Origin of the sequence: Methylobacterium sp. WL1 (genome assembly GCF_008000895.1) — a bacterium.
Classification (GTDB): domain Bacteria; phylum Pseudomonadota; class Alphaproteobacteria; order Rhizobiales; family Beijerinckiaceae; genus Methylobacterium.
Genome location: NZ_CP042823.1, coordinates 2,027,463 through 2,053,627, shown reverse-complemented (window position 1 = coordinate 2,053,627; position 26,165 = coordinate 2,027,463). Strand labels below are relative to the sequence as shown.

21 protein-coding genes are annotated in these 26,165 nt (G+C 71.2%); 13 read left to right on the top strand and 8 right to left on the bottom strand.

What is annotated here, in order from left to right; genetic code table 11:
• Nucleotide 1: 1 nt before the first annotated feature.
• Both FVA80_RS10110 and FVA80_RS10105 read right to left on the bottom strand, forming a co-directional pair.
• A complete protein-coding gene (locus FVA80_RS10110) occupies nucleotides 2–1,126 on the bottom strand; it encodes an MlaE family lipid ABC transporter permease subunit (protein ID WP_147909066.1) in 1,125 nt (374 codons plus the stop codon).
• A gap of 66 nt (nucleotides 1,127–1,192) precedes the next feature.
• Nucleotides 1,193–2,359, bottom strand: coding sequence for an MFS transporter (locus FVA80_RS10105; RefSeq protein ID WP_147909038.1), 1,167 nt, complete (start codon nucleotides 2,357–2,359; stop codon nucleotides 1,193–1,195).
• A 163-nt stretch (nucleotides 2,360–2,522) separates the two neighbouring features.
• On the opposite strand from FVA80_RS10105, the gene FVA80_RS10100 reads away from it, so the two are divergent.
• Nucleotides 2,523–3,494 carry a hypothetical protein gene (locus FVA80_RS10100; RefSeq protein WP_147909037.1) on the top strand — a complete coding sequence of 324 codons (972 nt, stop codon included), beginning with the start codon at nucleotides 2,523–2,525 and terminating at the stop codon, nucleotides 3,492–3,494.
• 72 nt (nucleotides 3,495–3,566) lie between these two features.
• Nucleotides 3,567–4,007: a DUF1489 domain-containing protein gene (locus FVA80_RS10095; RefSeq protein ID WP_147909036.1), complete on the top strand. Its 441-nt coding sequence runs from the start codon at nucleotides 3,567–3,569 to the stop codon at nucleotides 4,005–4,007.
• 51 nt (nucleotides 4,008–4,058) lie between these two features.
• On the opposite strand, the gene FVA80_RS10090 is transcribed toward FVA80_RS10095, so the two are convergent.
• Nucleotides 4,059–11,594, bottom strand: a complete 7,536-nt coding sequence (locus tag FVA80_RS10090) for a hypothetical protein (protein ID WP_147957827.1) — start codon at nucleotides 11,592–11,594, stop codon at nucleotides 4,059–4,061.
• Between the two features lie 290 nt (nucleotides 11,595–11,884).
• Here FVA80_RS10090 and FVA80_RS10085 point away from each other — a divergent pair, with 290 nt between their 5' ends.
• On the top strand, nucleotides 11,885–12,208 hold the full coding sequence (locus FVA80_RS10085; protein ID WP_147908601.1) for an Hpt domain-containing protein: 324 nt from the start codon (nucleotides 11,885–11,887) through the stop codon (nucleotides 12,206–12,208).
• A gap of 146 nt (nucleotides 12,209–12,354) precedes the next feature.
• Nucleotides 12,355–12,675: a 2Fe-2S iron-sulfur cluster-binding protein gene (locus tag FVA80_RS10080; protein ID WP_147908602.1), complete on the top strand. Its 321-nt coding sequence runs from the start codon at nucleotides 12,355–12,357 to the stop codon at nucleotides 12,673–12,675.
• A gap of 6 nt (nucleotides 12,676–12,681) precedes the next feature.
• Here FVA80_RS10080 and FVA80_RS10075 read toward each other — a convergent pair whose 3' ends face one another.
• Nucleotides 12,682–13,857 carry a VWA domain-containing protein gene (locus FVA80_RS10075; RefSeq protein WP_147908633.1) on the bottom strand — a complete coding sequence of 392 codons (1,176 nt, stop codon included), beginning with the start codon at nucleotides 13,855–13,857 and terminating at the stop codon, nucleotides 12,682–12,684.
• 337 nt (nucleotides 13,858–14,194) lie between these two features.
• Here FVA80_RS10075 and FVA80_RS10070 point away from each other — a divergent pair, with 337 nt between their 5' ends.
• The gene (locus FVA80_RS10070; RefSeq protein WP_147908603.1) at nucleotides 14,195–14,602 is read left to right on the top strand and encodes a hypothetical protein; all 408 of its coding nucleotides are present in this window, start codon (nucleotides 14,195–14,197) and stop codon (nucleotides 14,600–14,602) included.
• 34 nt (nucleotides 14,603–14,636) lie between these two features.
• Here FVA80_RS10070 and FVA80_RS10065 read toward each other — a convergent pair whose 3' ends face one another.
• Nucleotides 14,637–16,484: a cation:proton antiporter gene (locus FVA80_RS10065; protein WP_147908604.1), complete on the bottom strand. Its 1,848-nt coding sequence runs from the start codon at nucleotides 16,482–16,484 to the stop codon at nucleotides 14,637–14,639.
• 319 nt (nucleotides 16,485–16,803) lie between these two features.
• On the opposite strand from FVA80_RS10065, the gene FVA80_RS10060 reads away from it, so the two are divergent.
• From FVA80_RS10060 to FVA80_RS10050, 3 genes are all read left to right on the top strand, one after another.
• Nucleotides 16,804–18,078: an ATPase gene (locus tag FVA80_RS10060; protein WP_147908605.1), complete on the top strand. Its 1,275-nt coding sequence runs from the start codon at nucleotides 16,804–16,806 to the stop codon at nucleotides 18,076–18,078.
• A complete protein-coding gene (locus FVA80_RS10055) occupies nucleotides 18,075–18,722 on the top strand; it encodes a hypothetical protein (protein WP_147908606.1) in 648 nt (215 codons plus the stop codon). The genes FVA80_RS10060 and FVA80_RS10055 overlap by 4 nt, the downstream gene beginning before the upstream one ends.
• A 71-nt stretch (nucleotides 18,723–18,793) precedes the next feature.
• Nucleotides 18,794–19,645 (top strand): MoxR family ATPase, encoded by an 852-nt coding sequence (locus FVA80_RS10050; RefSeq protein ID WP_147908607.1) that lies wholly within the window; start codon nucleotides 18,794–18,796, stop codon nucleotides 19,643–19,645.
• Between the two features lie 3 nt (nucleotides 19,646–19,648).
• On the opposite strand, the gene FVA80_RS10045 is transcribed toward FVA80_RS10050, so the two are convergent.
• Entirely contained in the window at nucleotides 19,649–20,578 is a 930-nt protein-coding gene (locus tag FVA80_RS10045) for a class I fructose-bisphosphate aldolase (RefSeq protein ID WP_147908608.1), read from the bottom strand.
• 173 nt (nucleotides 20,579–20,751) lie between these two features.
• On the opposite strand from FVA80_RS10045, the gene FVA80_RS10040 reads away from it, so the two are divergent.
• A complete protein-coding gene (locus tag FVA80_RS10040; RefSeq protein WP_147908609.1) occupies nucleotides 20,752–21,276 on the top strand; it encodes a histidine phosphatase family protein in 525 nt (174 codons plus the stop codon).
• Between the two features lie 4 nt (nucleotides 21,277–21,280).
• On the opposite strand, the gene FVA80_RS10035 is transcribed toward FVA80_RS10040, so the two are convergent.
• Nucleotides 21,281–22,312: an alpha/beta hydrolase gene (locus FVA80_RS10035; protein ID WP_147908610.1), complete on the bottom strand. Its 1,032-nt coding sequence runs from the start codon at nucleotides 22,310–22,312 to the stop codon at nucleotides 21,281–21,283.
• 206 nt (nucleotides 22,313–22,518) lie between these two features.
• On the opposite strand from FVA80_RS10035, the gene FVA80_RS10030 reads away from it, so the two are divergent.
• Together FVA80_RS10030 and FVA80_RS10025 are read left to right on the top strand one after the other, a co-directional pair.
• Nucleotides 22,519–23,001: an Hsp20 family protein gene (locus FVA80_RS10030; protein ID WP_147908611.1), complete on the top strand. Its 483-nt coding sequence runs from the start codon at nucleotides 22,519–22,521 to the stop codon at nucleotides 22,999–23,001.
• Nucleotides 23,002–23,152: 151 nt separating this feature from the next.
• Nucleotides 23,153–24,145 (top strand): GNAT family N-acyltransferase, encoded by a 993-nt coding sequence (locus tag FVA80_RS10025; RefSeq protein ID WP_147908612.1) that lies wholly within the window; start codon nucleotides 23,153–23,155, stop codon nucleotides 24,143–24,145.
• Between the two features lie 151 nt (nucleotides 24,146–24,296).
• On the opposite strand, the gene FVA80_RS10020 is transcribed toward FVA80_RS10025, so the two are convergent.
• Nucleotides 24,297–24,749 (bottom strand): RNA polymerase subunit sigma-70, encoded by a 453-nt coding sequence (locus FVA80_RS10020; RefSeq protein ID WP_147908613.1) that lies wholly within the window; start codon nucleotides 24,747–24,749, stop codon nucleotides 24,297–24,299.
• 221 nt (nucleotides 24,750–24,970) lie between these two features.
• Between FVA80_RS10020 and FVA80_RS10015 the strand changes: the two genes are divergently transcribed.
• Nucleotides 24,971–25,831 (top strand): Kdo hydroxylase family protein, encoded by an 861-nt coding sequence (locus FVA80_RS10015; protein ID WP_147908614.1) that lies wholly within the window; start codon nucleotides 24,971–24,973, stop codon nucleotides 25,829–25,831.
• A gap of 18 nt (nucleotides 25,832–25,849) precedes the next feature.
• The gene (locus FVA80_RS10010; RefSeq protein WP_147908615.1) at nucleotides 25,850–26,149 is read left to right on the top strand and encodes an antibiotic biosynthesis monooxygenase family protein; all 300 of its coding nucleotides are present in this window, start codon (nucleotides 25,850–25,852) and stop codon (nucleotides 26,147–26,149) included.
• Nucleotides 26,150–26,165: the final 16 nt, after the last annotated feature.

Below are 26,165 nucleotides of genomic sequence, written 5' to 3'. Positions count from 1 at the left end.
CTCAGAAATCGATCGCGGCGAAGAACACCGCGAACAATCCATCGAGGACGATGACCATGAAGATGGACTTCACGACTGAGGCCGTGACGTGGCGGCCCAGCGATTCGGCCGAGCCCTCCACGGCGAAGCCCTCGATCGTAGCGAGGATCCCGATGATCAGCGCCATGAACGGCGCCTTGATCAGGCCGACCATGACGTGGTGCACGCCCACCGCCGCCTGGAGCCGGACCAGGAACTGATCCAGCGTCAGCCCGCCGTACAGCATGGCGGTGAGGCCGCCGCCGGTGAGCGCGGCGATGTCGCCGATCAGCGTCAGCATCGGCAGGCCGACCATCAAGGCCAGCACCCGCGGCACGATCAGGATCTCGACGGGATCGAGGCCCATGACCCGGAGGGCATCGACCTCCTCGCGCATGCGCATCGAGCCGATCTCGGCGGTGATCGCCGAGCCCGAGCGGCCCGCCACCATGATCGAGGTGAGCAGGACGCCCATCTCGCGCAGGATCAGGAGGCCGATCAGGTTCACCACGAAGGTCTGGGCGCCGAAGCGCTGGAGCTGGAAGATGCCCTGCTGGGCGACGATGCCGCCGACCAGGAACGAGATCAGCACGATGATCGGGGCGCCGTTGAAGGCCACCTGCTGGATCTGGTTGACCAGGGCGGTGCCCCGGAACGTGCCCGGCCGCAGGGCCACGCGCCCGCAGGCGGCGATCACCTCGCCCAGGAAGGCGAGGGCGGTGACGAACTCGCGACCCCCGCGCACGGTCTCGCGGCCGACGGTGTCGAGGAACCCGACGATGCGGCCGTGCCGCAGCGGATCCGCCGACTCGACCTCGCGCAGGCGGACCTCGCCCAGCAGGGTCCGGTGCTCGGACCGCACGCCGACATAGGTCAGCGTGCCTCCCGCCTGCTCGATCTCGGCGCGGGTCCGCTCGAGCACCCAGGCGCCCAGCGTGTCGAGCCGCTCGATCCCGGACAGGTCGACCGTCATGGAACCGGCCCGGCCGGCCGCCAGGATGCGCGCCGCATTCGCCTCGACGGTCGGCGCCTGATCGGCGGTCCAGCGCCCGTCGAGCGCCAACCGGCCATCCGCCGGCCGGTCCCGCAGCGATGCGCCGGGAACCATGCCCTCGCTCAGCAAGCCCTAACTCCTCGATTGGAGGCACCACCCTGCCGTGTGGTTATGTCGACATTACGGTTGACGATCCGTATCCGACGTCACGCGGTCGGAGGCGAGCGCCAGACCCAGGCCACAGGCGGCGAGCGGCGCCATCAGCAGGAAGGCGAGGGGGCCGCCGGTCCGGTAGGCGAGCCCGCTCGCCAGGGTGGCGACCACGGAAATTCCGGCGTTGACCGCGCTGAGCGTGCCCTGCGCGCGGCCCCGCGCGCCCTCGGGGGCGAAGGCCGACACCGCCCCCATCGCGCCGAGCTGCGTCGCCCCGAAGGTCAGGCCGTGCAGGCATTGGAGCGGTACCAGGGCGGCCAGGTGGTCGCCGAGAAGATACATGCCGACCGCGCGCAGGATCGCCGCCGCCGCGCCCAGAGCCAGGAGCCGCCCCGGGCTGCGCCAGGCGGCGGGGAGGGCGGTGATGCCGGCAAACAGCGCGATCTCGGCCAGCACGCCGGTCGCCCAGAGCGAGCCGACCCAGGCCGGTGCGATCCCCTGGCTGGTCCAGTAGATGCTGCCGAACCCGTAGATCGCCCCGTGGCTCGCCTGGATCGCCGCCGCGGCGCCGATGCAGAGCCACAGCCTGAGCGGCAGGCGCGGCCGCACGGTCCCGGACGGGACCTGCGGCAGCGCCACCACCGAGCGGCTGCGCCAGGCCACGAACCCCGCCGCCAGGGCGAGGCCGGTGAGCAGCAGCGGCACCGCGAGCTGGCCGCCGAGCGCCGAAAGCATCAGGCCCCCCACGAGGTTGGCCAGCAGGAACGCGATGGAGCCCGCCATCCGGATCCGGGCGTAGACAAGGCGGGCGTCGCGGCGCACGGCCGCCAGCGTCAGGTAGTCGATGCACGGCACCAGCGGCGCGCCGGCCACGGCGTTGAGGACGATGAGCGACGCGAGCGCGGGCCAGCCGATCCCGGCGGCGCCGGGCATCAGCGCGTAGGTCAGGCTGAGGGCGAGGCTGCCGAGCATGATCAGCCGCCGCGGACCCAGCCCGCGGTCGAGCAGGCTCATCAGCGGCGCCGTCGCGACGATCCGCGTGGCGATCGGCAGGGCGAGCAGCACGCCGATCACCCCGGCATCGAGGCCGAGCCCGTCGAGCCAGAGCGGCATGAACGGCATCGCGATGCCGATCTCGGTGAAGACGACGGCGTAGAGCAGCGACAGGCGCGCCGGGCCGGACGGACGATGCAAGGATGGAAGGTCCCGGAGGAAGGGAGGCGGGTTCGGGGCGTCCCGGGTCCCGGGTCCGAACGCCGTAAGCGCCCGTTAAACCCTCCCTGTCAATTTACCGTCTCCCGGTTCGCACCGCGCGCCGGCCTTCGCCGTGCCGTCCTTTCGGGTTCGGAGGGATTCCATGTCCGGTTCAGCCCCCGCAGGCGCCCTCGCCGAGTACGAGGCGATCGAGGCGACGATCTGCCTCAGCGAGCGCGGGCGCTGGTTCCTGGCCGAGTATGCCCGGCGCAACCGGGCCGCCGAGACCGAGATGCTGCTCGGCGCCATGAGCCGGCTCGAGCACGTGGTGACGGCCGAGCGGGACAACCAGGCCTTCGGTCAAATGCACGGCAACCTCGTCGAGATGGCCGCGGCGATCAGCCAGACCAAGGCCGAGATCGCCGCGATCAGTGCGCGCGACAACGAGCAGACCCGCCTGACGCAGGCCTCCCTGGCGCTGGACGCCATCGTACGCGAGACCGAGCAGGCGACCTCCGACATCCTCGGCTCGGCCGAAGCGATCCAGGAGGCGGCCTGGACCCTGCGCGAGCGGGGCGCCGACGCCCCGACCTGCGACGCGCTGGATCGGCACGCGACCGCGATCTACACGGCCTGCTCGTTCCAGGATCTCACCGCCCAGCGCACCGCCCGGATCGTCTACACATTGCGCTACCTCGAGGACCGGCTCGCGTCGATGATCGCGATCTGGGGCAGCGAGGCTGAGCGGATCCCGCCGATGCCGGTCAACCCGGCGGCCGGGGCCCTGCCAAACGCGCCGCCGCTCGACCTCTGCCAGAGCGACATCGACCGCTACATCGCCATGGAGGTCCCCGCCGTGACGGCGGCGGCGCTCGTCGCTCGCCCGGGAAGCCCGCCGCTGCACGAGGACATCGTGTTCCTGCCGGTCTCGGAGGAGGCGGAGAGCGCGACGGTCGAGGACCTCGCGGCGGCCGACGCGTTCGCAGGCCTGGATGCCGTACACGCCGAGCCCAGCCCCGACGCGGATCGGGCCGAGTTCGCGGCCGCACCCGCCTTGGAACCGGACTTGCCGGCCTTGAGCTTCGCGGCGATCGACGCGCTGCCGCCGGAGCAGCGGCTCGCCCTGTTCGCCTGACGGCGCGGACGCGCCCGGAGCCTGCTATCAGGGGGGCCCGCCCGCCGAGGGCCGTCAGACGAAAACGCTTCCGTGGCCCTGAACCTGATCAAGCTCTGCGTCGGACCCGCCTCGATCGCGGACCTCGAAGCCCGTCAGGACCGGTTCCGGACCGAGGCGCTGCGCGAGGGACGTCCGGCCGACCCGTTCCACGTCACCCGCACCCTACCCAAGCGCCATCGCGAGATCGCCGGCAAGGGCTCGATCTATTGGGTGATCCGCGGGACCCTGTCCTGCCGGCAGGCGATCACCGCGATCGAGAAGCTGACCGGAGAGGACGGCATCCCGCGCTGCCGGCTCGTCTTCGATCCGCGCCTCGTTCCCGTGTCGCCCCGCCCCTGCCGCCCATTCCAGGGCTGGCGCTACCTCACGGCCCGGGACGCGCCGGCCGACCTGGGCGCCGGGCAATCGGGTGATCTCGCCGAGATGCCCGAGGCCCTGCGCCGCGAGCTGGTCGGGCTGGGCCTGCTCTGAGGCCGCGTACCGCCGGCGCGGGTACGTGATGCACCCGCGCCGGCCGTCGTCCTACGCCCCGTCGAAGCGCCCGCTGGCATGGGCCAGCATCGTGTAGACCTTGCCGGTCTCCGAGGTGAGGTAGGCGTCGGTCCGCTTGGCGTCGCTGTCGTTCTTGACCACGTCCCCCAGCAGCCGCTCGAACTCACCCACGTACCGGTCGACGCTGCGGCGGAACTCCGCATCGGCGCGGTAGCGGCGCTGGATCTCCGCGAAGGTGGTCCGGCCCTGCGGCGTGTAAATGCGCGGGTCGAACAGGTTCGGCTCGCCCCGGCGATAGCGCTCCCACAGGTCGACCACGGTCCGGTGCTCGATCATCCGGGCGATGTCGGTGGAGATCGTGTCCAGCGCGATCCGGCCGGTCTCGGCGGGGGCCTGAGATTGCGCCTGAGATTGCGCCTGAGACTGCGCCGGGGATTGGCGGCCCGACGGCGCCGGGGACGCGGCGTTGGTGGCCGCCGGCTCGGCATCGTCGTCCTCGTCCAGCGAGGCGCGGGTCAGCAGGTCCGACAGCCAGCCGCGCTTGGCGCCGCCCGCCGTCATGGCGGCGGGCGGGCGGTCGCGGAGGGCCGCGGCGCCTCGATCCGCCCGGACCGATGGCGGACCGCGCCTGAGCCTGGGGCGCCGGCAGAGCCGGAGTCGAGACCGGCTGAGCCTGCGTCGCAGTCGAAGCGCGCTCACCTGCGCCGCCGAGACGGCGCGGGAGCCGCCCTCGGCCACCCGGCGCTGGGCCTGCGGCTGGGCCACGTCCACCGAGCGGGTGGTGCGGGACACCAGGGCCGACAGCTCGTTCAGCGCCTTGATCTGGTCGGCCACCACCCGGCGCATCTCGCCGGTGGCATCCTGCGTCTCGCGCGGAAGGTCGAGGACGCCCCGGGCGAGTTCGGCGCGGGTCGCGTCGAGTTCGCCGCGGATCGAGCCCGCCATCTCCCGCAGGGACGAGACGGAGGCACCGAACTTGGTCTGCGCCTCGTCGAGGCCGCTGCGCATCTCCCGAGCGGCCTCCTCGATGGCCTGCCGCACGCCCTGGGCTGCCTTCTCGCTCTCCGCCCCTGCGCTGTCCTTGAGGCCCTCGAAGGCGCTGGTAACCGAAGCCCCCGCGCCCTCCGCCGAGCGGGTCAGCGCCTCGCCGACGGCGCGGGCGCGCTCTTCGGCAGTCCGCAGCGTGCGCTCGATCGTCTCGGCCAGGGCACCGCCCTGCTGCTCCAGGGTGCTGGCGCGCGCCTCGAAGCCGGCCAGCGCCTCCGCGAGCGCGGCCTCGCGGCCCGCCAGGGTCGCCCCAAGGCGCTCCTCGATCGCGGCGAGCGACGAGGCCGCCCGGTCGAGCGCCGAGACGTGCACCGAGGTCTGCTCGCCGAGTGCACGGCCGCGGTCGTCGAGGGACTCGGCGAGGCCGGTCGCCTCGCGGAGCGCCGTTTTGGCGACCTCGCGCAGGGCCTCGACCTGGGACGCCACGCCCGCGGTGGCGCGGCCGGTCTCCGAGGCGATGCGCTGCAACGCCGACTGGACCTGCTCGACCCGGCCCGCCAGACCCTGCTCGATCGCGCCGAGATTGGTTCCGGCACCGGACACCAGCTCGCCCAGGGCGGCGTTGGCGCCCTCGATCCGCTGGAGGACGGCACCCAGCTCGCGGCCCAGCCGGTCGTTGGTCTCGAACAGCTCGGTGAGGGCACGGCCCGCGCCATCGTCGATGGCGGCGCGGAGCAGCTCGGCCGAGGCCCGCGACTGCGCGGCCAGTTCCTCGGTCTGTAGCCGCAGAGTCTCGGCCAGCGGCACGCCGGTCTCGATCAGAACGCGCTCGATCGCGTCGGCACGGTCGGCCAGGGCCCGCGACAGGTCGAGCATCGGCCCGTCGATGGCGGCGCGCAGGCGATCGACATGCCCCTCCAGGCTGTCGCCCACCGCGCGGCCGCTGCCGTCGACGCTGGCGATGAGCGCCCCGCCCTTCTCCTCGATGGCGCGGACCAGCACCTCGGCGCTCTCCGCAAGGCGACGGGACAGGGCTTCCCCGCGGGCATCGACCAAGGCGCCGAGCGCGGTGGCGCGGCGCTCGAAGCCGGCCCCCAGCGCCTCGGTGCGGGCGTCGATCAGGCCCGCCAGCGCGGCCTCGCGGCGGCTGAGCGTGTCGGCCAGGGCGGCGTTGTGCGCGTCGACCTGCTCGGCATGCGCCCGCGCCCGCTCGTCGAGCGCCGCCACGAGGCTGGCGGTGCGCTCGTCCATGAGGCCCGCGAAGGCGTCGTGGCGGTCGTCGAAGGCGGTGGCCAGCGTCTCGGCGCGCTGGGCGACCAGCGTCGCGAACAGCCGCATGCGGCTGTCGATGCGCTGGGTGAAGGCGTCGGCGCGGGCATCGACCCCGCGGGCCAGCGCCTCGCTCTGCGCCTCGACCGTGTGGACTAGGGCTGCGGTACGCCCCTCGACGACGCCGTCGAGGTCGCGGATCCGTGCGTCGAACGCCTCGACCAGCGAACCGGTGCGCCCCTGAGCGGCGTCGAGCAGCGACTGGCTGCGCTCGCTGAGCAGCGTCTCGATCGCTGAACGTGCCTCGTCGAAGGTCGTGCGCAGGGTCTCGATCCGAGTGTCCAGGAGGGCGGCCACGCCCGTGGGCGCCGCGTCGAGGAGGGTGCGCAGGTCCTGCGTGCGCGCCTGGACCGCCATGGCGATCTCCCGCCCGCGGCTCTCCACAGAAAGCTCGAGGCTGGATTGCGCCCGCTCGAACAGGGTCCGGAGCTGACCGCTGCGGGCCTCGAAGGTCTCGGCGAACTGGGTCTCGCGGGCCTCGAGCAAGCCGGCGATGGCCGGGTTCGCCTGCTCGATCACGGTCTGCAGCGCCTGGGTGCGATGCTCGATCGTCCCCGCGATCTCGCGGCCGCGGCCATCGACCAGGCGGTCGATCTCCGACTGGGCCTGCGCGAACAGGGCCTGCAGGTCGCCGTTCCGGGTCTCGAAGGCCTGGGCCAGCTGGGTCTCACCCGCCTGCAGCAGGCCGGCGATGGCCGGGCTCGCCTGCTCGATCACGGATTGCAGAGCCTGGGTGCGGTGCTCGATCGCCCCGGCGATCTCGCGGCCGCGGCCATCGACCAGGCGGTCGATCTCCGACTGGGCCTGCGCGAACAGGGCCTGCAGGTCGCCGTTTTGAGCCTCGAAGGCCTGGGCCAGCTGGGTCTCACCCGCCTGCAACAGGCCGGCGATGGCCGGGCTCGCCTGTTCGATCACGGATTGCAGGGCCTGGGTGCGGTGCTCGATGGTCCCGGCGATCTCGCGGCTGCGGCCATCGACCAGGCGGTCGATCTCCGACTGAGCGCGCTCGAACAGGGCACGCAGGTCGGCAAAGCGCGCGTCCAGCAGGTCCGCCATGTCGGTGGGAGCCGCGTCGAGGGTCTGGCGCAGGCCCTCGGTCCGGGTGGTGATCGTGTCGGCGAGTTCCTGGCCGCGCACCTCCACGAGATCGCGCAGGCCTGCCTGAGCCTCCTCGAACAGGGTTTGGAGGCGCTGCGTGCGGCTGTCGAGCGTCGCGGCAAGCTGGCGCTCCCGGGTCTCGACCAGCGCGGTGACGGCGGCGGGCGCCGCCTCCAGCATCGTCCGCAGCGCCTGGATCTTGGTGTCGACCGAGGCGGCGAAGCGTCCGCCCCCGCCTTCCACCACCGCGTCGAGGGCGGTGTGGGCTTCCTCGAACAGGGTCCGCAGGCCCTGGGCGCGGGCGTCCAGGGTCTCGGCGAGACGGTTGCCGCGGCCCTCGACCAGGTTCTCCAAGTGCCCGAGGCGTTCGTCGAACAGGCCACCGAGCGCCTGGGTCCGGGAATCCAAGGCTCCGGCGGCGCTGCCGAAGGCGTCCTCGACGGCGGCGATCAGCGCGCGGCCGCGGGTGTCCAGCGCCTCGTTGAGCGGGCCCATGCGGCCGTCGAGGGTGCTGGCCAGGGTTCCGGCATGGCCATCCAGCATCACGCGAATCTGGTTGGTGCGGTCGTCGAGCAGGCCGTGGACCGAGCGCACGCCCTCGTCGAGCAGGCCGCTGATGTCGGCGGTGCGGCTCGACAGGGTGTGGCCGAGGCGGCCTTCGCCGGCTTCCAGCATCCGCTCGGCATCCGCGATGGTCTGCTGCAGCTTGGACAGGACGCTGTCGCCGCGCTGGTCGATCAGCTCGGCCAGCGAGGTGCCACCGCGATCGAACAGGCGCGCCAACTCGGTGATGCGGCCGCCGATCGCGCCGAACACGGTGCGGCCCTTCTCGTCGAGCTCACTCGACATGACGGTGATGCGCTCGTCGATCAGCTTCGCGAGCAGCTCCGAGCGCTCGGCGAAGGCCGCGCGCACGGCCTCTGTCCGAGCAGAGAGGGCCGCGTCGGCGCTCTGGGCCCGCTCGTCCACCAGCTGGACGATCTCCTGCACCCGGCCCGACAGCGAGGCCTCGAGAACCCGGGTGGATTCCGCGACGGCCCCCGTGAGGCTCCCGATGCTCTCGGCCATCGCCTTGTCGATCCCACCGGTCCGGTCGGTGATCGTCGCGACCAGGTCGCGGGTGCGGCCGGCCAGTTCCTCGTCGACCGCGCGGGTCCGCGCCTCGATCAGGCGGATCGCCTCGAAGGCCTGCACGCCGAAGCTCTCATCCACGAGGCGGGCGCGCTCATCGAGGGCGTTGGCGATTTCCTGCAGGCGGCTGATCACGCCGGCGTCGAAATGCTCGGCGCTGCCCGCGATGCGGCGGGCCATCTCTGCGGTGCGCCGGTCGATGTCCTGCCCGAGCCCCTCGGCCCGTCCGTCGAGCACCGCGACCAGGTTGCGGCTGCCCTCTTCCATGATCCGGGCCATCTCCCCGGTCCGGGCGGCCAGCGCCTCGTTCAGGGCCTTGCCGCGGGCGTCGATCCGGCCGTCGACGTGATCGACCAGGTTCGCCACGACGTCGCCGATCTCGGCGGCGCGCTTGGCGGAACGCGCTTCCAGGTCGCCGAGATGGGTCTCGACCAGGCTGCCGGCCTCGCGGGCGCGGGTCGCGATGGTCTCGGCCACCGCCTGGCCCTTGACGGTGATGAGCCGGTCCATCTCCTCCAGCCGGGCCCCGACAGTCTCGCCCATCGTCGCGGTGTCGCGGCCGATGCGGTCGGCCAGGATGTCGCCGCGGGCGATGGTCTCCTGCAGGGCGGCGAGACGGCTGCCCAGCGTCTCGTCGATGGCGCGAACGCGGCCGTCGGCGGTCTCGGCGAAGCTCGCGCCGGTCTGGCTGAGCGTGTCGGCGATCCGCGCACCCTGGCTCGCCACCGCGAGCACGATGTCGCGGCCGGTGCCGCTGATCCGGGTCTGGGTCTCCTCGGCATGGCTGGCCAGGAGTTCGGCCACGCCCTTGCCGTGCTCGCCGAAGGCGGACTCCATCTCGCCGATGCGGGCGGCGAGGTCGTCCGAGATGGCGCGGGCGGCCTGCGCCAGGCTGCCGGTGGCATCGTCGGTGCGGGCGGACAGCTCGCGGTTGAGGTCGTCGAGGGCGCCGCGCAGGGCGGTCACCGCGGCGGAGCCGCGCTCGCCGAGTTCGATGCCGGCCCGGTCGGCGGCATCGCGGAAATGGGTCAGCAGGTTCGCGGTCTCGGCCTCGACCGCGCTGGTCACCTCGGCCGAGCCGTGGCGCAGGGCCTGCAGGGTGTCGGCCAGGCCGGCGGAGGCCGCGCGGGTATGGGCCTCGAGTTCGCCGGTGACGGTGCTCGCGGAGCCGCGAAGGGACTGGACGGCGGCGGCGGCGCCAGCCTCGAAGCCGTGGCCCAGCGCCGAGAAGGCGGATTCCAGGCTCTGCGTGGCCGCCTGGGTCCGGTCGGTGATGTGGCCGCCGGCCCGCTCGGCCGCCGCCTGGACGCGGCCCTCGAGGTCCGAGGCCTGCACGGTCACGGTGTCGTGCAAGCGCGCCGCGATGCCGTCCATGCGCCCAGCCAGGGCGTTGCCGTGCTCGGAAATCGTCTCGGCGATCCGCTCGGCGGTGCCGATCAGGTCGTCGCGCACGGTGCCGGCCTGGCTGGTCAGCGTCTCGCCGACGCCGCCCATGGCCAGCGCCAGGGCGGCCTGGGCATCGCGTCCGCGGCTCTCGATCGCTTCGGCGACGGAGAGTCCGGCATTCTCGATCTCGGCACGCAGCGCCAGGCCACGGCCGGCGATGTCCTGGGTAAGGGCCGCGCCGGTCTCGGCGAAGCGCGCAGTGATCTGGGTCCCCATCGCGCCGAACCGGTCCGTCAGCTCGGAACTCCGCGACAGGAAGGCGTTCTCCAGGCCGATCACCGAGCGCTCGAAGCTTTCGCGCACGACGCCGCCCTGGCGCTCCAGGGACTCGCTGACGCGCAGGCCGGTCTCGGCGAGGCTCTGGGCGACGGAGGCGGTGCTCTCGGCGATCCGCCCGGTGAGGGCGTCCCCGGTCGACTGGAACGCGCCGGTCACGTCTTGGGCGCGGGTCTCGAAGGCGCGCGTCAGGCTCTCGCCGACGTCCAGCAGGCTGCCGCGCACACCCTCGCTCGTGGCCGCGAGGTTCTCGATCAGCTCGTCGCCGCGGCCGGTCATGAGGCTGACGACCCGGTCGCCGGCCTCGCCCAGGGATGCGGTGATGGCCGCACCGCGGGCGTCGAGCGCCCCGGTCACGCGCTCGCCCGCGCCGTTGAGGGCCAGGACGATCCGCTCGGACGCGCCCTCCAGTTCCTGGCTCAGGCTCTGGTGGGAGCCGGTGATCGCGCCGCGCACCCGCTCGGCGTTGGTGACGATGGATTCCCGCTGCGCCACCAGCTCCTCGACGAGGGAGCGGATGCGGATCTCGTTGTCGGAATAGGCCCGCTCCAAGGTGGCGATCTCGCCGCGCACCAGGGTCTCGAGCTCGCCGGCCCGGGCGAGCGCACGCTCGACGCCGTCGCCGACCGCGGCGACTTCCCGGCGCACCGTCTGCGACATGGTCAGGACCGCGTCCGTGGAGAAGCTCTCGGGCTCGGCCAGGCGCACCGCGACTTCGCCGACTGCGCGGGCGACGAGGCGCATCTCTTGCGCCCGTGCGGCCAGCATGGCGGCGATCACGAACAGGACGACCGGTCCGAGCAGGGCCGCGGCGCCCACCGTCGCCTGGAGCGGGGTGAGGCCCGAGACGACGCCGCGCAGGTCGCCGCCGGATTGCAGCCAGGCGACCAGCACCAAGCCGGCGACCCAGGCGAGGCCGGCCAGCAACGCGTACAGGTAAGGCTTGGGCGAGGACCGCACCCGCAGGGTCTGCTGCAGGATCCCGATGTTGCGCCGGTCGTCGTTCGCCACCAGCGAGCGGTCGGGCGGCAGCAGGCCGCCCTCGCGGCGCGGGCGCTCCCGGCCGGGCGGGGGCAGGTCGGAGGCGAGGGGCGGGTCGAGGTCGAGGCGCGGCGGCGTCTGGCGGCCGGCCGGATCGAGGGCACCGTCGAGCAGGGGATCGGCATCCCCGACATCGGGCAGGCGCGGCTCGGCGCGGCTCTCGGTGCCGGTCGGCGTCAGGGCGTCGAGGTTCAGCGCCTGCTCGATCGCAGAGAGCGCGGCCTCGGCCGGATCCTTCAGCTTCTTCTCGGTCGCCATTCAACGCCTCGTCACACGGGTTTCACCGGCACCTGGGGAGGCTGATGCCAGAGACGCAACGTCCCGTTTACCATTACAGGATTAGACGCGGACACCGATTGCCGATACCCGAGCCGCCGTCCGACCCCAGAAACCGTTACGAGAATGGTTACCGGGTCCGCCGCCTTCCGGCTCCACCATCTTGGCGCAGATGAGGGTCCCTGCGCGATCCCCGTCCGGCGAATCGGGGGGTGAATCATGGGGAGAGGTTCGGCAACCCCCAGAAGATTGCGGATTCCGGGAGTTCGAGCATGCTGGCCATCGATCGTGCGGAGCTCGATGCGCAGACCTTCGGCGACGCCGAGCTGGCCGACGAGGTGCTGGCGCTGTTTGCCGGGCAATGCCGGTCGATCCTGCCTCGTCTGACCGATCCGTCCCTGCCGGCGGCCCAGCGCGCCGACCTCGCCCACACCCTGAAGGGCTCGGCCTCCGGAGTCGGCGCCACCCGGGTCCGCGCCTGCGCGGACGCCGCCGAGGCACGATTGCGGGCCGGCGCCGAGGCGGTCGCCCTCGACGACCTCGTTCAGGCCGTTGCGGCGGCACTGGCCGAGATCGCGCCGGATGCCGAGTCTTAAGAGCGGCCGTTCGCTGAACATGCGCCGATGCGGCGATCGATCCGGAACGGACAGCCGCCACCGCGCTTGCATTCCATGGCCTCAGCCGCCAAGCAGTCACCCCGCCCGTCGAAGCGAGGCCGCTCGACGCGAGCCCGGAGCCGAGCATGCCCAAGATCACATACGTCGACCACGCCGGGACGGAGAGGACCGTCGAAGGCAGCGTCGGCGCGACCGTGATGGAGACGGCGCTGCGCAACAACGTCCCGGGCATCGATGCTGAGTGCGGCGGCGCCTGCGCCTGCGCCACCTGCCACGTCTACGTCGCCGACGCGTGGATCGACGTCGTGGGCAAGGCCCAGGACATGGAGCAGGACATGCTCGATTTCGCCTCCGACGTGCGCGAGAATTCCCGTCTGTCCTGCCAGATCAAGATCGCCCCGAACCTGGACGGGCTCGTGGTCTCGACCCCGTCCCAGCAGGGGTAGCGGCTCTCACCGCACCAGCGCCCGGGCCGCCGCGTCGAGACCATCGAGGGTGAGGGGGAACATGCGGCCGCCGACGAGCCGCTGCACCATCCCGATCGACTGGGTGTAGCCCCAGTGGGTCTCCGGCACCGGGTTCAGCCACGCCGCCTTCGGGAAATGGGCGAGGAGCCGCTGCAGCCACACGGCGCCCGGCTCCGCGTTCCAGTGCTCCACCGACCCGCCCGGCGTGGCGATCTCGTAGGGGCTCATCGAGGCGTCGCCGACGAACACCACCCGATAGTCGCTGCCGTAAGTGCGGATCACCTCCGGCAGCGGGGTCCTGGCGTCGTGGCGTCGCCGGTTCTCGGTCCAGACCGCCTCGTAGGGGCAGTTGTGGAAGTAGTAATGCGCGAGGTGCTTGAACTCCGAGCGCGCCGCCGAGAACAGCGCCTCCGCCTGCTCGATGTGCCAGTCCATCGAGCCGCCGACGTCTAGGAACAGCAGCACCTTCACGGCATTGCGCCGCTCAGGCCGCAGCCGCACATCGATGTAGCCCTGGCGGGCGCTCTCGCGGATCGTGCCGTCGAGGTCCAGTTCCTCGGCCGCTCCCGTCCGGGCGAAGCGGCGCAGCCGCCGAAGAGCGAGGCGCATGGTGCGCGCGCCGATCTCGCGGTCGTCGTCGAGATCCTTGAACTCGCGCTTGTCCCAGACCTTCACCGCGCGGAAGTTGCGGTTGCCGTCCTGGCCGATGCGGATGCCCTCGGGATTGTAGCCGTAGGCGCCGAACGGCGAGGTCCCGCCGGTACCGATCCATTTCGAGCCGCCTTGGTGACGCTCCTTCTGCTCGGCCAACCGCTGCCTCAGGGTCTCGAACAGCTTGTCCCAGCCGAGCGCCTGCAGCTCGGCCTTCTCGGCATCGGTCAGATACGTCTCTGCGAGCTTGCGCAGCCATTCCTCGGGGATGGCAGCAGCCTCCACCGCCTCCCCGAGCGTCTCCAGCCCCTTGAAGACGGTGCCGAACACCCGGTCGAACCGGTCGAGATGCGCCTCGTCCTTCACCAGGGCCGTGCGCGCCAGGAAGTAGAACGCCTCGACGTCCCGCTTGGCCAAGCCCCGGTCGAGGGCGCCGAGCAGGGTCAGGTACTCCGTGAGGGAGACGGGAACCTTGGCATCTCGGAGGGCCGTGAAGAAGTGCAGCAGCATCCCCGAAGAACGCGCCAGCAAAGCGCGCGGGTCAAGCCCGGGCGAATCAGCCAAGTTCTGGATCCGGCAGCCGGCACGTCCGGCGCTGATCTCCGAGTCTTTTCAAGTGGTCGACAAGATTCATCGGCAGGCGAAGCGCTAATCCGGAGTCTCCTGGCGAGTCTCCAGAAGCCTCGGAGAGTCATAAGCTGGGCATAACTCACCGAATCTGTTGATATGTGCGGGTCCAAGCCTCGCGCAGACACTGAAACGGTCACGGGAATCGCTCAACTCGGCATCTCAGGTGTGTTCAGCCGCGAGGACGCGTGCCGCACCAACCGAAGCGAGGAGACCAGCAATGGCGGTCATCCTGCGGAATCTGACGGATTTCAAACGGTTTCTCGGGAAGCCGGGTGCGACGATTCAACTGGTGCGCAACACCTTCATGGATCGCCAGCCCGAGACGACCCGGGAGGCCTATCACGCCAAGGGCATGTACGCGCCGCGCGCCGTACAAGCCCTGTCGCGCAAGGCCGCGGTGTTCACCCTGCGGGGGTTCCCCGGGACCGTGTGGCTGTACTGGGACAAGGGCGCGCGCGGCTGGCGCTTCTCGGGGGACACCGTGACGGTCCCGCTGGTCACCGGCCTCGGGCCGGCGGACGAGATCGTGTACCGGTGCAGCTTCGCCGACGGGTTCGAGCCGGCGCCGCGCAACCGCGTCACGCGTCAGCCCAAGCACGCCGAGGCGCATCTCGTCCCGGCGTGAGCCGGCACCCGGCTCACGCCGGCGGCAGGCCGGCTCAGGCTTCCTGGCGCCCGGCCTCCTGACGCGGCGGCGCCTCCTTCTTGGCCGGCGGCTTGCCGAGGGCCTTCCCGACGGTGCGCCGGGCGCGGAAGATCGGCTTGGCCTCGTTCTCGCGCTTCTTGAGCAGCGCGCGGTACTCGTCCCGCCGCTCGTGGATCGACGCGATGACAAGCCCCATCGGCACGCCGACATCGACCAGCACGGCCTCCGACAATTGTAGGGACGCCTCGATCGTCTCCGGCACGGCGTCGTCGACGCCCAGTTCGTAGAGCGCCGAGGCATGCCGGGCGTCGCGGGCACGGGCGACGATCGTCAGGTCCGGCCGCTCAGCCCGGGCCGCGGCCACCGCCTGCTCGACCGCCCGCGGGTTGTCGAGGGTGACCACCAGGGCGCGCGCCGTGGCGATGTCGCAGCGGCGCAAGATCTCGGTGTTGCCCGAATCCCCAAAGTAGACGGGCGCGCCGGCCCGGCGCTGCTCGGCGACCCGGGCCGCGTCGGAATCGAGGGCGAGGTAGGGAATCCCGTGCCGGTCCAGCATCTCGGCGACCTGGCGGCCGACGCGGCCAAAGCCCGCGATCACCACCCGGTTCTCCACCCGCTCCGGAAGCGGCTCCGTCTTCATGGCGGCTTGGGCGGCGCTGGCCGCGCCACGGCTCAGCCTGCGGCCCAGGGCCGCCAGGGCCGGGATCATGATCATGGTGACCGTGGTCACGATGAGCGCGGCGGCGCCGACATCCTCCGGCACCAGCCCGGTGGCGACTGCGCCCCCGATCAGCACGAAGGCGAACTCGCCGCCCGGCCCGAGCAGCAACGCCGCCTCCAGGGCCACCGGGCGCGAGATCTTGAGGGCGGGCGCGGCCATCATCACCACGGCGGCCTTGATCAGCACCAGCGCCAGCGACAGGCCTAGGATCGCCCCGGGCGCCGCCATGAGCTGGGCGGGGTCCAGGTTCATGCCGACCGAAACGAAGAACACGCCGAGCAGCAGGCCCTTGAACGGGTCGATGGTCGCCTCGATCGCCCGGCGGTACTCGGTCTCGGCCAGCAGCAACCCGGCCACGAAGGCACCCAGCGTCATCGACAGGCCGCTCGCCGCCGCCGTCAGCGCGGTGCCGACGATGACCAGGAGGCAGGCCGCCATGAACAGCTCGGTCGAGCGCGTCCGCGCAACCAGCTGGAACAGCGGGCGCAGGGCGAGGCGGCCGGCCACGACGATCAGCACCAGCGCGATCGCGGCCTGGCCCAGCGCCATGGCCAACGCCCAGCCCTTGTCGCCCTCGTCGCCGCGGCCGAGGACGGCGATCGCGAACAGCACCGGGGCGACCGCGAGGTCCTGGAACAGCAGGACCGCGAAGCTGGCGCGGCCGGAGGGCGCGTTGAGCCGCTTCTGCTCGGCCAGGACCGGCAGCACCACCGCGGTGGACGACAGGGCTAGTCCGATGCCGACGATCACGGCGCCCGCGAGCGGGACCTGCAGCCCGTACAGGATCGCCCCGAGGATCAGCGTCGAGCAGCCGACCTGCAGCGAGCCGAGGCCGAACACGAGCCGCCGCAGGGTCCGCAGCCGCTCCCACGACAGCTCGACCCCGATCATGAACATCAGGAAGATCACCCCGAACTCGGCCAGGTGCGAGATCTCGGTGCGGTTGCCGATGGTGAAGAGGTGGACGTAGGGATGGGTGTCGGCGAGCCGACCGAGGCCGAACGGTCCGAGCAGGGCGCCGGCGCCGATGAAGCCGAGCACCGGGGAGATCCGCAGGCGGTGGAACAACGGCACCACAATCCCCGCGGTGACGAGGAACAGGATCGCTTCCTTGTAGGAGCCGGCGTGGACCTCTGGCATCGGCGGCGGATCGAACCTCCTGTTTCCGACCGGCGCGGAGACCAATCACGGATGCGCGATCATGGGTCGGCCCCGCGCAGCGGGCAACCGCTTTCGGCCAAGGCAAGGCCGGCGAGGTGCGCTCGGACACAAGCCGGATACACGGCTCGGGTGAGACATTTGAGCCACCCGGATGCGGCTTGCCGGCGATCCACCGGCGAATTGCGTGCAGGGCGGCCCAAAATCGGCACAATGCCCGCATACACGCGGCGGTTAACTGGGCGTTAAGTTCGGCCAGGACCGCGCCCGTGCTGTAACACGGCGCCTGCGACTGGACCCGATGGATGTGACGAGGCCGATGATCTCCATCAAGTCGATATTCTCCGGTCCGACGGCCCCCCCGAGTCGCGATCTGCAGCGCGAGCGCCGCGAATGGCGGCTCGAGTCGGATCGGTGGGTGCACCAGCGCCACGTCGACCGCGGCTACCGCATCAAGTGGGGCTACGTGGCGATCGCGTATCTCGTCGAGTTCATGGTGATCGGCGCCTCGCTCTGGGGCGCATGGCTGTTCGCGGGCGTCTACAGCGACGGCGACTGGCACGCCTTCTACTTCATGTTGCTGGCGCCCCTGGTCTACGCCGCCGTGGAGCTGTGCCGGGTGCCGCTCGGCATCCTGGCCCGCACCCAGCGCTCGCATTTCGTGCGCGGGCTCGCGGTGCTCGGCATCATCTTCGCGGCCGGCGTCACCACCAAGTCGGTGTCGCAGCTCGGCGAGATGATGTTCCATCCCCGCCTGATGGAAGCCGCCCGGACCAAGACCGCCCTGAAGGACGCCCAGGCCGACCGCGCCACGATCGGCGACCGCATCAAGGCGGCGGACGAGCGCGTGGCGCAGTACACGACCGAGCTCGACCAGATCGAGAAGCGGTCCTCCGACAACGCCCAGCAGCTTGCCGGCCTGCCGGCCCAGCGCTGCGAGCGGGTGTTCGGCACCAACAGCAAGGGCCGCAAGTACCAGAACCTGAAATGCGTGGCCGACCCGCGCGTGGCCGCCCTGTCGGCGGGCGTGACCAAGGCGTCGGCCGACCGCGCCGTGCTGATCAAGGAGCTGGAGGAGGCCCGCAAGGCGCGCGCGACCCTCGACCCCGGCGCCGCCGACCGGCGCGTGGCCGATGCCGAGCAGGGCTACCGCAATGCGGTCAACCGCTCGCAGCTGCACTCCTTCACCGCGATGGTCTACGGCGTCGATCCGATCGACGTGACCGAGCAACAAGTCCACGCCTTCCTGCGGATCTTCGTGTTCCTGCCCGCCGTCTGCGCCGCCTTCGCGTCGACCATCCTGGCGCTCTGCGCGGTCTCGACCCGCCGGACCTTCATGGATGAGGACGACCTGGGGGCCGCCGTGAACCCGGAGGCCGCGCCCTACATGCTGGACGCGATCGCCGACGCGCTGCGCTCGAACCCCGAGCCGATCCTGCCCCGCGCGGCCAACGCCACGGGTGCGGTGATCCCGATGAACCGCCCCGCCCAGACCCAGCAGAGCCTGCCCGGCCAGAGCCATCCGGGTCAGGCCCTTCCGGGTCAGACCCTCCCTGCCGCGGGAGCCGGCGCATGAACTACGTCGCCGGCGGCACCCCTGAGAACGTCGCCCTCGCCCAGCAGGTGAACTCCCGCCTGCGGGCGGATTCGAGCTACGTGGCGGCGCGGGCCTTCCTGTTCCGCGCGCTGGGCTTCGGCGCCTTCGCGTGCCTGGCCGGCATCGGGATCGGGGCGGCGGCCTATGGCTGGGCCACCCTCAACCAGTTCGACACGGCGGCCGAGAAGATCGCCGCGGCCATGCAGACCGCGCTCTCGGACGTGACCCTGAAGACCAAGGGCGAGGTCACGCTGACCGACAACACGCTCAAGCTCGAAGGTCTTCCCAAGATGGGTGGCGGCGGCACGCCGACGCCCACGAAGGCGCAGCTCGGCAGCGACGCCGCCCCGGCCTCGAAGGCGGCGGTGAACACCACCTTCACGGTGTTCAAGCAGGTCCCCTATCTCGACGGCCAGATCGTCACCGGCTGGAACTTCAAGGACAACGCCGACCAGCCCTATCAGCAGTACTGCTACTTCTCCCGACGCTCCAACGAGTCGAAGGGCCAAGTCGAGATCAAGATCGACCTCGCGATGGACACCAAGACCCTGCCGCAGCCGCAGAAATCCGACGTGAACCTGGAGATCCTGGCCCGGAACTGCGTCTGGCACGAGAAGGGTTAGCCGGTCTCGCTTGCGGGGCGGCGTCGGCACGCGCTACCGGTTGCCTCCAGGCCAGCTTCTCCGAGAGCGCGATGCGATTTTCCGGAACCGAGACCTACGTCGCGACACCCGACCTGACCGCCGCGGTCAACGCCGCCGTGGTCCTGGAGCGCCCGCTCCTGGTCAAGGGCGAGCCCGGCACCGGCAAGACCGTGCTGGCCGAGGAGATCGCCCGGGGCCTGGGCGCGCCGCTCATCGTCTGGAACATCAAGTCGACCACCAAGGCCCAGCAGGGCCTCTACGAGTACGACGCCGTCTCGCGGCTGCGGGACTCGCAGCTCGGCGACCCGCGGGTCTCGGACATCGGCAACTACATCCGCCGGGGCAAGCTCTGGGAAGCGTTCACCGCGCCCGAGCGGCCGGTGCTTCTGATCGACGAGATCGACAAGGCCGACATCGAGTTTCCCAACGACCTCCTGACCGAACTCGACCGGATGGAGTTCCATGTCTACGAGACCGGCGAGACCGTGAAGGCCGTGCGCCGGCCGATCATGATCATCACGTCGAACAACGAGAAGGAACTGCCGGACGCGTTCCTGCGCCGCTGCTTCTTCCACTACATCAAGTTCCCGGACGCCGAGACGCTGATGCGCATCGTCGACGTGCACTATCCGGGCATCAAGCACCGCTTGGTCGAGGAGGCCCTGCGGGTCTTTCTCGAGACCCGCGAGGTCCCGGGCCTCAAGAAGAAGCCCTCGACCTCCGAACTGCTGGACTGGCTCAAGCTCCTCGTCTCCGAGGATATTTCGCCCGAGACCCTGCGCGAGCGTGAGGGCCGCAAGCTGATCCCGCCGCTGCACGGCGCGCTGCTCAAGAACGAGCAGGATGTCAGCCTGTTCGAGAAGCTGGCCTTCATGATGCGCCGGGAGCAGCGCGGCGGCTGAGCGTCAAACTGCCTTGCCGGCATAGATGTCGGTGATCCGCCCCAGCAGCGTCAGGGCATCCGCCTTCGCGCGCTGGAAGGCGTTGCGGCCGACGATGGAGCCGAAGCCGCCGCCCGCCTGGATGGCCCGGATCTCGTCGAGGAACGTGTCGTCCTCGGCATGGGCACCGCCCGAAAAGATCACGATCCGCCGCCCGTTGAAGGCGCATTGCACCACGTGGCGGACGCGCTCCGCCGCGGTGCCGATCGGGATGCCGGTGGATTCGTAGATCCTCTTGGCCGCCGGCTGCTCGATATGGGCGGTGGGCAGCTTGACCTTGATGATGTGGGCTCCGAGCTGCGCGGCGATCTGAGCCGCGTAGCCGATCACGTCGATGGCGGTCTCGCCGTCCTTCGACAGCGCCGAGCCCCTCGCATAGGACCAGATCACCACGGCGAGCCCGGATCTCTTGGCCTCCTCGGCGATCGCGCGGATCTGGCCATACATGGCGTTGCGGTGCGCGGAGCCCGGATAGATCGTGAAGCCGATGGCGCAAGCGCCGAGCCGCAGCGCGTCCGCCACCGAGCCGGTGATCGCCTGCTCGGGATCCTCCTCGTCGGCCAGGAGGTCGTGGTCGTTGAGCTTGAGGATCAGCGGGATCCGCCCGGCATAGTCCCGGGCGCCCGCCTCGAGGAAGCCGAGCGGCGCCGCGTAGGCGTTGCAGCCCGCCGCCAGGGCCAATTCGAAATGGTAATGCGGATCGTAGGCCGGCGGGTTCGGGCCGAAGCTGCGGGCCGGGCCATGCTCGAAGCCCTGATCCACCGGCAGGATCAGCATCTTGCCGGTGCCGCCGAGCCGGCCGTGCTCCAGCATCCGGGCGAGGTTGGTCAGCGTGCCGGGGCTGTCGGCCCCGTACCAGGACAGGATCTCCGAAACGCGGGGCGAGCGATCCATGGCGCGACCTCCTCCGACAGAGACCGCCACCCTATGCGCGTCCCGCATCGGCGGCCCAGCTTTTCGAACCGGGCAGGATCGCCGAGGTTCCCGGGCGCCGCGCTTTGCGCTAACCGGGCCCCCGCGCCTGTTCGGCGCGCGTCGGTCACCCCATCCCGAGAAGGGCCCGCTCCATGCGCAGGCTGATCCTGTTGCGGCACGCCAAGTCGGATCGTCCGGCCGGCGTCGCCGACCACGAACGGCCGCTCAACGACCGCGGCCGCCGGGCCGCGCCCGCTGTCGGCGGCCACATCGGCCAAGAGGGTCCCCGACCGGACTTGGCCCTGGTCTCCACCGCCACCCGCACCCGCGAGACCTGGGATGCGGTCTCGGCCGCCCTCGGCGCACCCGAGGCGCGGTATCACCACGACATCTACGAGGCGCCGGCCGAGCGGATCCTCGGGCTGATCCGGGGGGCGCCGGACAGCGCGGAAACCGTGATCGTCGTCGGCCACAATCCCGGCCTGGGCGACCTCGCCGCGACCCTGGCCGGGGAGGGGCCGCGCAAGGAACGCACGCGCCTCGCCACGGAATTCCCCACCGCCGCCTACGCGGTGATCGCGTTCGACGCCGCGGCCTGGTCGGCGATCGCCCCGGGGCAGGGGCGGCTGGAGCGGTTCGTGCGGCCGCGAGACATCGACCCGGATCTGGGGGGCTGACGGCTCAGGCCACCGGCACCGCCTGATGTGCCTCAACCTCCGTGTGGGAGGGCAGGGGCGAGCCCGGCACGAAGGCGACGAAGGCCGCCCAGAAATCCTGCCGGATGGCGTCGCGTTCGCTCAGGATCTCGTGCCGGGAATCCGGCAGGACCAGGATGTGGCCGGCCTTCAGCCGGGCCGCGAACCGCTCGGTGTCCAGGGTCCCGCAGACCGGGTCCGCGCCGGCCGCGACGATCAGGGTGGGCAGCGTGATGCGCGGGGCGGCGCGCGGGTCGCGCAGGCGCGCCATCGCACGGAACGCCTCCGCGAGCCACGCGATCGTCGGGTCGCCGACCGCGCCGGCGCCGACCTGCCGGGCCGCCGCCGCGTTGCGGGCGTAGCGCGCGGGATCCCGCGACAGCCGGTTGCCGGCATAGGGCTTGGTGGCGATCGAGACTGGCTTGCCCAGCGGGATGTAGCGGTCGCCCAGCCCGATCCGGTGCAGGAACCGCGACAGGAACGCCGCCCCGGCGGGCCAGCGCACCATCCGGATCGACAGCATCGGCGCCACCGTCACCAGGCGCCGGAACGGCAGCCAGCCGTCGAGCGCCCCGATCAGCGCGACGCAGCCCCCCATCGAATGCGCCAGGCCGACATGCGGCTCAGGCATCAGCGGCACCAGCACCGTCTCGGCCACCGCCCGCAGGTCGAGGCGGTAATCGTCGAACCGGCCGACATGGCCCTTGTGCGGGTCGTCGGCCCGCCGGTCCGACTCGCCCTGGCCGCGCCAGTCGAACGCCACCACGGCGAAGCCCCGCGCACGCAGGTCGTGGATGGTCTCGTAGTACTTCTCGATGAATTCGGCCCGTCCCTGGAGCAGGCAGACCGTGCCCCGGCAGGTCCGCGTCGTGGCCTGCCAGTAGGCGGCCCGCAGCGTGCAGTCGTCGCGGGTGCCGACCGCGATCAGGGTGCCGCCCGGCGGCACCGGATTGTCCGGCGTGCCGCGCAGGGTCAGGAGCGGCGGCTCCCGTCCGATATCGCCGTCCAACCGTCTCACGGGCCAACCTCAGTCCGTCCGCATGCCGGGTCCGCATGCAAGCGTCACCGTAGCGGAAAAATCTCGCACTCGGGTCCTTCCGGAGGTCTTGAACCCGGTTTTTTGCCCCCCGATATCCCGTCTGTGCCGGCCGTCAGGCGGCACGAACGACGGGTCCGGCCCATCGGGCGGACCGCTTCTGCATGTTGCTCATACGAGGATATGTCATGCGTCAGTTCGATCTCGCTCCCCTGTATCGTTCCACCGTCGGCTTCGACCGACTGTTCTCCGCCCTCGACCAGTTCGCCACCGCCGAGGCGGCGCCGACCTACCCGCCCTACAACATCGAGCGGACCGGCGAGAACGCCTACCGCATCACCGTCGCGGTCGCCGGCTTCACCGAGTCCGACCTGTCGATCGAAGTGCGGGAGAATGCGCTGACCCTGAAGGGCGAGCGCAAGGCCGAGCCCAAGGCGGAGTTCCTGCACCAGGGCATCGCGGCCCGTGCCTTCGAGCGCCGCTTCCAGCTCGCCGACCACGTCCAGGTGACCGGCGCGGCCCTGGAGAACGGCCTCCTCCACATCGACCTCGTCCGCGAGGTCCCGGAGGCGAAGAAGCCGCGCCGCATCCAGATCGCCACGGCCGGGACCCCGTCCGCCCCAGTGATCGAGGGTGACGTGCGCAAGGACCCGGTCCCGCAGGCGGCCTGATCCGGTCGCGGCTCGGAACCCGCTACGCTGTTGGAGCGCCCCGGCCCTGGCCGGGGCGCTTTCGTGTCGGGGCTGTCATAATGGCGTGTGCGGTTCGTGCTCTCTGTCCTTCCCGACGGTGCACGATCGTGCGCCCGGAGTGAACCCGTCCATGGTCGCCAATCTCGCCCGCGGAGCCTACAGCGCGCTCGGAGCCGGCTGGCACAAGGGCGTTCAATGGGGGGTCGGCGCGCCGATCGCGAAACTGCGGCGGCGCCACGCGCTCGTCCAGGCGGAACCGGCGGCCATCGCCGACATCCTGTCGGGCGAGCGGGCGATTCGTCTGCCGGAGCCGTTCGAGGGGCGCAGCCTGGGCCGGATCGGCAACCTCGAGGTCCGGTTAGCTTCGAAGAAATCCGAAATCCGGCGCGCGCAGCGCCTTCGGTTCAAGGTGTTCTACGAAGAAATGGCGGCGATCCCGACGGGTCTTGCGGCTTTGTCACGACGCGACGCCGACGCCTACGACGCGCTCTGCGACCATCTCCTCGTCCTCGACCATGACGCGCCCCGGCGGAAGAAGCCGTTCGTCGAGCATCGGCCCAAGGTGGTCGGCACCTACAGGTTGCTGCGCGGCGAGGTCGCCGAGCGCCATGCCGGCTTCTACTCCGAGGGCGAATACGACCTGGAGCCGATCCTGGCGGCGCAGGGGCACCGGCGCCTGCTGGAACTCGGCCGCTCCTGCGTGCTCAAGCCCTACCGCAGCAAGCGCACCGTCGAGCTGCTCTGGCAGGGGATCTACGCCTACGTGCTGCATCACCGGATCGATGCGCTGATCGGCTGCGCCAGCCTGGAGGGCACCGATCCGGACCGGCTGGCCCTGCCGCTGTCGTTCCTGCACCACCATGCCCGCGCACCCGAGGCGTGGCGGGCCCGAGCCCTGCCGGAGCGTGCGGTGTCCATGGATCGGATGCCCCGCGAGGCGGTCGATCCCAAGGCGGCTCTGCAGGCGCTGCCGCCCCTGATCAAGGGCTATCTGCGGCTCGGCGCGACCTTCGGGGAAGGCGCGGTGATCGACCGCCAGTTCGGCACCACCGATGTGTTCGTGGCGCTTCCGGTCGAGGCGATCGGCGCGCGCTACCGCGGGCATTTCGCGCCAGCGAACTGAGCCCCGGTCGCCGACCCATAAAATCCCGGTTTCAAAAGGTCCGTGACCTCTTGCGGGTCCAGGTCAGAGCCCCGGGATAGGGATCTCTAGGCTGCGCGCCCCGAACTCCGCCGAAGGGCTGCAAGCCCTTTGGGATCCCCTCCTGTCGCTCCTACAGATCGCCCAAAGCCAGTTGGCCCTGGTTGCGTGCCTTGGCGGGCACCTTCGTGGCGGCCGCCTTGCGCTCCTTCGGCCGGGCGGTAGCCAGCGGCGGCTTCTTCGGCTTGGGGTCGCCGCGCATGCGGGCCAACGCCTTGTCGCGGGCCACCGCCTCGGGGGCCTGGGGGTCGTCCGACAGCCACTTGCCGCGCTTGATCACCTCGTTGACCCGGCCCTGGTTGACCCCGACCTTGAACGCGATCTCCTGCTGGGTCATGCCCGTGGAGGCGTGCAGGTCGAGAATCGCCCGGGCGAGTTCGGGCGTCATCTTCTGGCCCGTGAGACGGCGGGCCGGCTTGACCGTGCGGGTGGCGCGGTCGCGCTCGCGCAGGCGCTCCAGCAACGCCAGCGCCATGTTCATGCCATGCTCGCGCAGGGCTTCCTCGAATTCCTTCAGGGTCGCCATCGGCGCCATCCTCCGCCGGGCTCGTGGGCCGGTATGCGGAGGGGAACGTGCCGGGAACGCGGCGGTTGCGCAAGCACCCGGGGCGGCGCCCCCGGCCGGTGCCAGTGGACGAGCGATGTCATCCACCGGAAATGCGGGCCCTGGCCTCCCGCGGGCGGCTCGGCTACAGGATTGCGCCCCGTCTAGCCCCTCTTCGGCCCGGCAGATCCAGCCCGAACACGATGATCAGCCCGATCCGCACAGTCGTCCCCGGTGAGAATGTTGGCTCCCTGGCCCGGGAGCTGGAAGCCGGGGCGGTGCTGCTGTTCCCGGACCTGCCGTTCCCATTCAGCGCGTACGAGCACCGGTTTACCGAGCGCCCCTTCGCGGACGGAAAGGCCAAGAACGTCAACATCCGGGGCGAGGCCGCGGAGCTGCGCGGCGCCGCCGGCACCCCGGAGGAACAGGAGGCCCTGCGCCAGCTCCTGATCCGCTACCGCGCCTTCGCCCGTGACCTGATCGGCACCTACCTGCCGGATTACGCCGACCGGGTGGCGCTCGCCGGCACCTCCTACCGACCGTTCGACGTGGACCGGCGCAAGCTCAGCTGGCGGCGCGACGACACCCGGCTGCATGTCGACGCCTTCCCGTCGAACCCGATCGGCGAGAAGCGGATCCTGCGGGTGTTCCGCAACATCAACCCGTCCGGCGAGCCCCGCCGCTGGCGGGTCGGCGAGGATTTCGGGTCGATGGCGGAGACGTTCCTGCCCCGGCTGCCGCGCTACGCGCCGCTCACGGCGCGGCTGCTCGCGGCCCTGCGGATCACCAAGGCCCGGCGCTCCGAATACGACCACCTGATGCTGCACCTGCACGACGCCCTGAAGCAGGACGAGACCTATCAGGCCAGCGCCCCCCAGGCCGACGTCGCGTTCCGGCCCGGCGAGACCTGGGTGACCTTCTCCGACCTCGTGATGCACGGGGCGATGGGCGGCCGCTACATGTTGGAGCAGACCGCCTACCTGCCGGTCGCCGCCCAAGCCGATCCCGGCTTGAGCCCGCAGCGTATCCTGGCGGCCAAGCTCGGCCGCCCCCTCCACGCGTAAGGAAAAGGATTCGACGCCATGATCCTCGAAATTGCACAGATCGAGATCAAGCCCGGCATGGAGGCGGCGTTCGAGGCCGGCATCACCGAGGCCTCGGCGATCTTCAATGCCGCCAAGGGCTGCCGCGCCTTCGAGGTCCGCCGCTCGATCGAGCATCCGCAGCGCTACCGGCTGATGATCCACTGGGACACGCTGGAGGCCCACACCAAGGACTTCACCGGCTCGCAGCCCTGGCAGGATTACCGCGCCCTGGTCTCGCACTGCTTCGCCGGCCCGGTCTCGGTCGAGCACACCGAGCAGGTGCTCAAGGCGTTCTGAATTTTTGGGATCGCGC

Coding starts and splice junctions, on each gene's coding strand:
- FVA80_RS10110 (WP_147909066.1), bottom strand. CDS start 1,126: ATGGTTCCCGGCGCATCGCTGCGGGACCGGCCGGCGGATGGCCGGTTG.
- FVA80_RS10100 (WP_147909037.1), top strand. CDS start 2,523: ATGTCCGGTTCAGCCCCCGCAGGCGCCCTCGCCGAGTACGAGGCGATC.
- FVA80_RS10090 (WP_147957827.1), bottom strand. CDS start 11,594: ATGGCGACCGAGAAGAAGCTGAAGGATCCGGCCGAGGCCGCGCTCTCT.
- FVA80_RS10085 (WP_147908601.1), top strand. CDS start 11,885: ATGCTGGCCATCGATCGTGCGGAGCTCGATGCGCAGACCTTCGGCGAC.
- FVA80_RS10080 (WP_147908602.1), top strand. CDS start 12,355: ATGCCCAAGATCACATACGTCGACCACGCCGGGACGGAGAGGACCGTC.
- FVA80_RS10075 (WP_147908633.1), bottom strand. CDS start 13,857: ATGCTGCTGCACTTCTTCACGGCCCTCCGAGATGCCAAGGTTCCCGTC.
- FVA80_RS10070 (WP_147908603.1), top strand. CDS start 14,195: ATGGCGGTCATCCTGCGGAATCTGACGGATTTCAAACGGTTTCTCGGG.
- FVA80_RS10065 (WP_147908604.1), bottom strand. CDS start 16,484: ATGCCAGAGGTCCACGCCGGCTCCTACAAGGAAGCGATCCTGTTCCTC.
- FVA80_RS10060 (WP_147908605.1), top strand. CDS start 16,804: ATGGATGTGACGAGGCCGATGATCTCCATCAAGTCGATATTCTCCGGT.
- FVA80_RS10055 (WP_147908606.1), top strand. CDS start 18,075: ATGAACTACGTCGCCGGCGGCACCCCTGAGAACGTCGCCCTCGCCCAG.
- FVA80_RS10050 (WP_147908607.1), top strand. CDS start 18,794: ATGCGATTTTCCGGAACCGAGACCTACGTCGCGACACCCGACCTGACC.
- FVA80_RS10045 (WP_147908608.1), bottom strand. CDS start 20,578: ATGGATCGCTCGCCCCGCGTTTCGGAGATCCTGTCCTGGTACGGGGCC.
- FVA80_RS10040 (WP_147908609.1), top strand. CDS start 20,752: ATGCGCAGGCTGATCCTGTTGCGGCACGCCAAGTCGGATCGTCCGGCC.
- FVA80_RS10030 (WP_147908611.1), top strand. CDS start 22,519: ATGCGTCAGTTCGATCTCGCTCCCCTGTATCGTTCCACCGTCGGCTTC.
- FVA80_RS10025 (WP_147908612.1), top strand. CDS start 23,153: ATGGTCGCCAATCTCGCCCGCGGAGCCTACAGCGCGCTCGGAGCCGGC.
- FVA80_RS10020 (WP_147908613.1), bottom strand. CDS start 24,749: ATGGCGACCCTGAAGGAATTCGAGGAAGCCCTGCGCGAGCATGGCATG.
- FVA80_RS10015 (WP_147908614.1), top strand. CDS start 24,971: ATGATCAGCCCGATCCGCACAGTCGTCCCCGGTGAGAATGTTGGCTCC.
- FVA80_RS10010 (WP_147908615.1), top strand. CDS start 25,850: ATGATCCTCGAAATTGCACAGATCGAGATCAAGCCCGGCATGGAGGCG.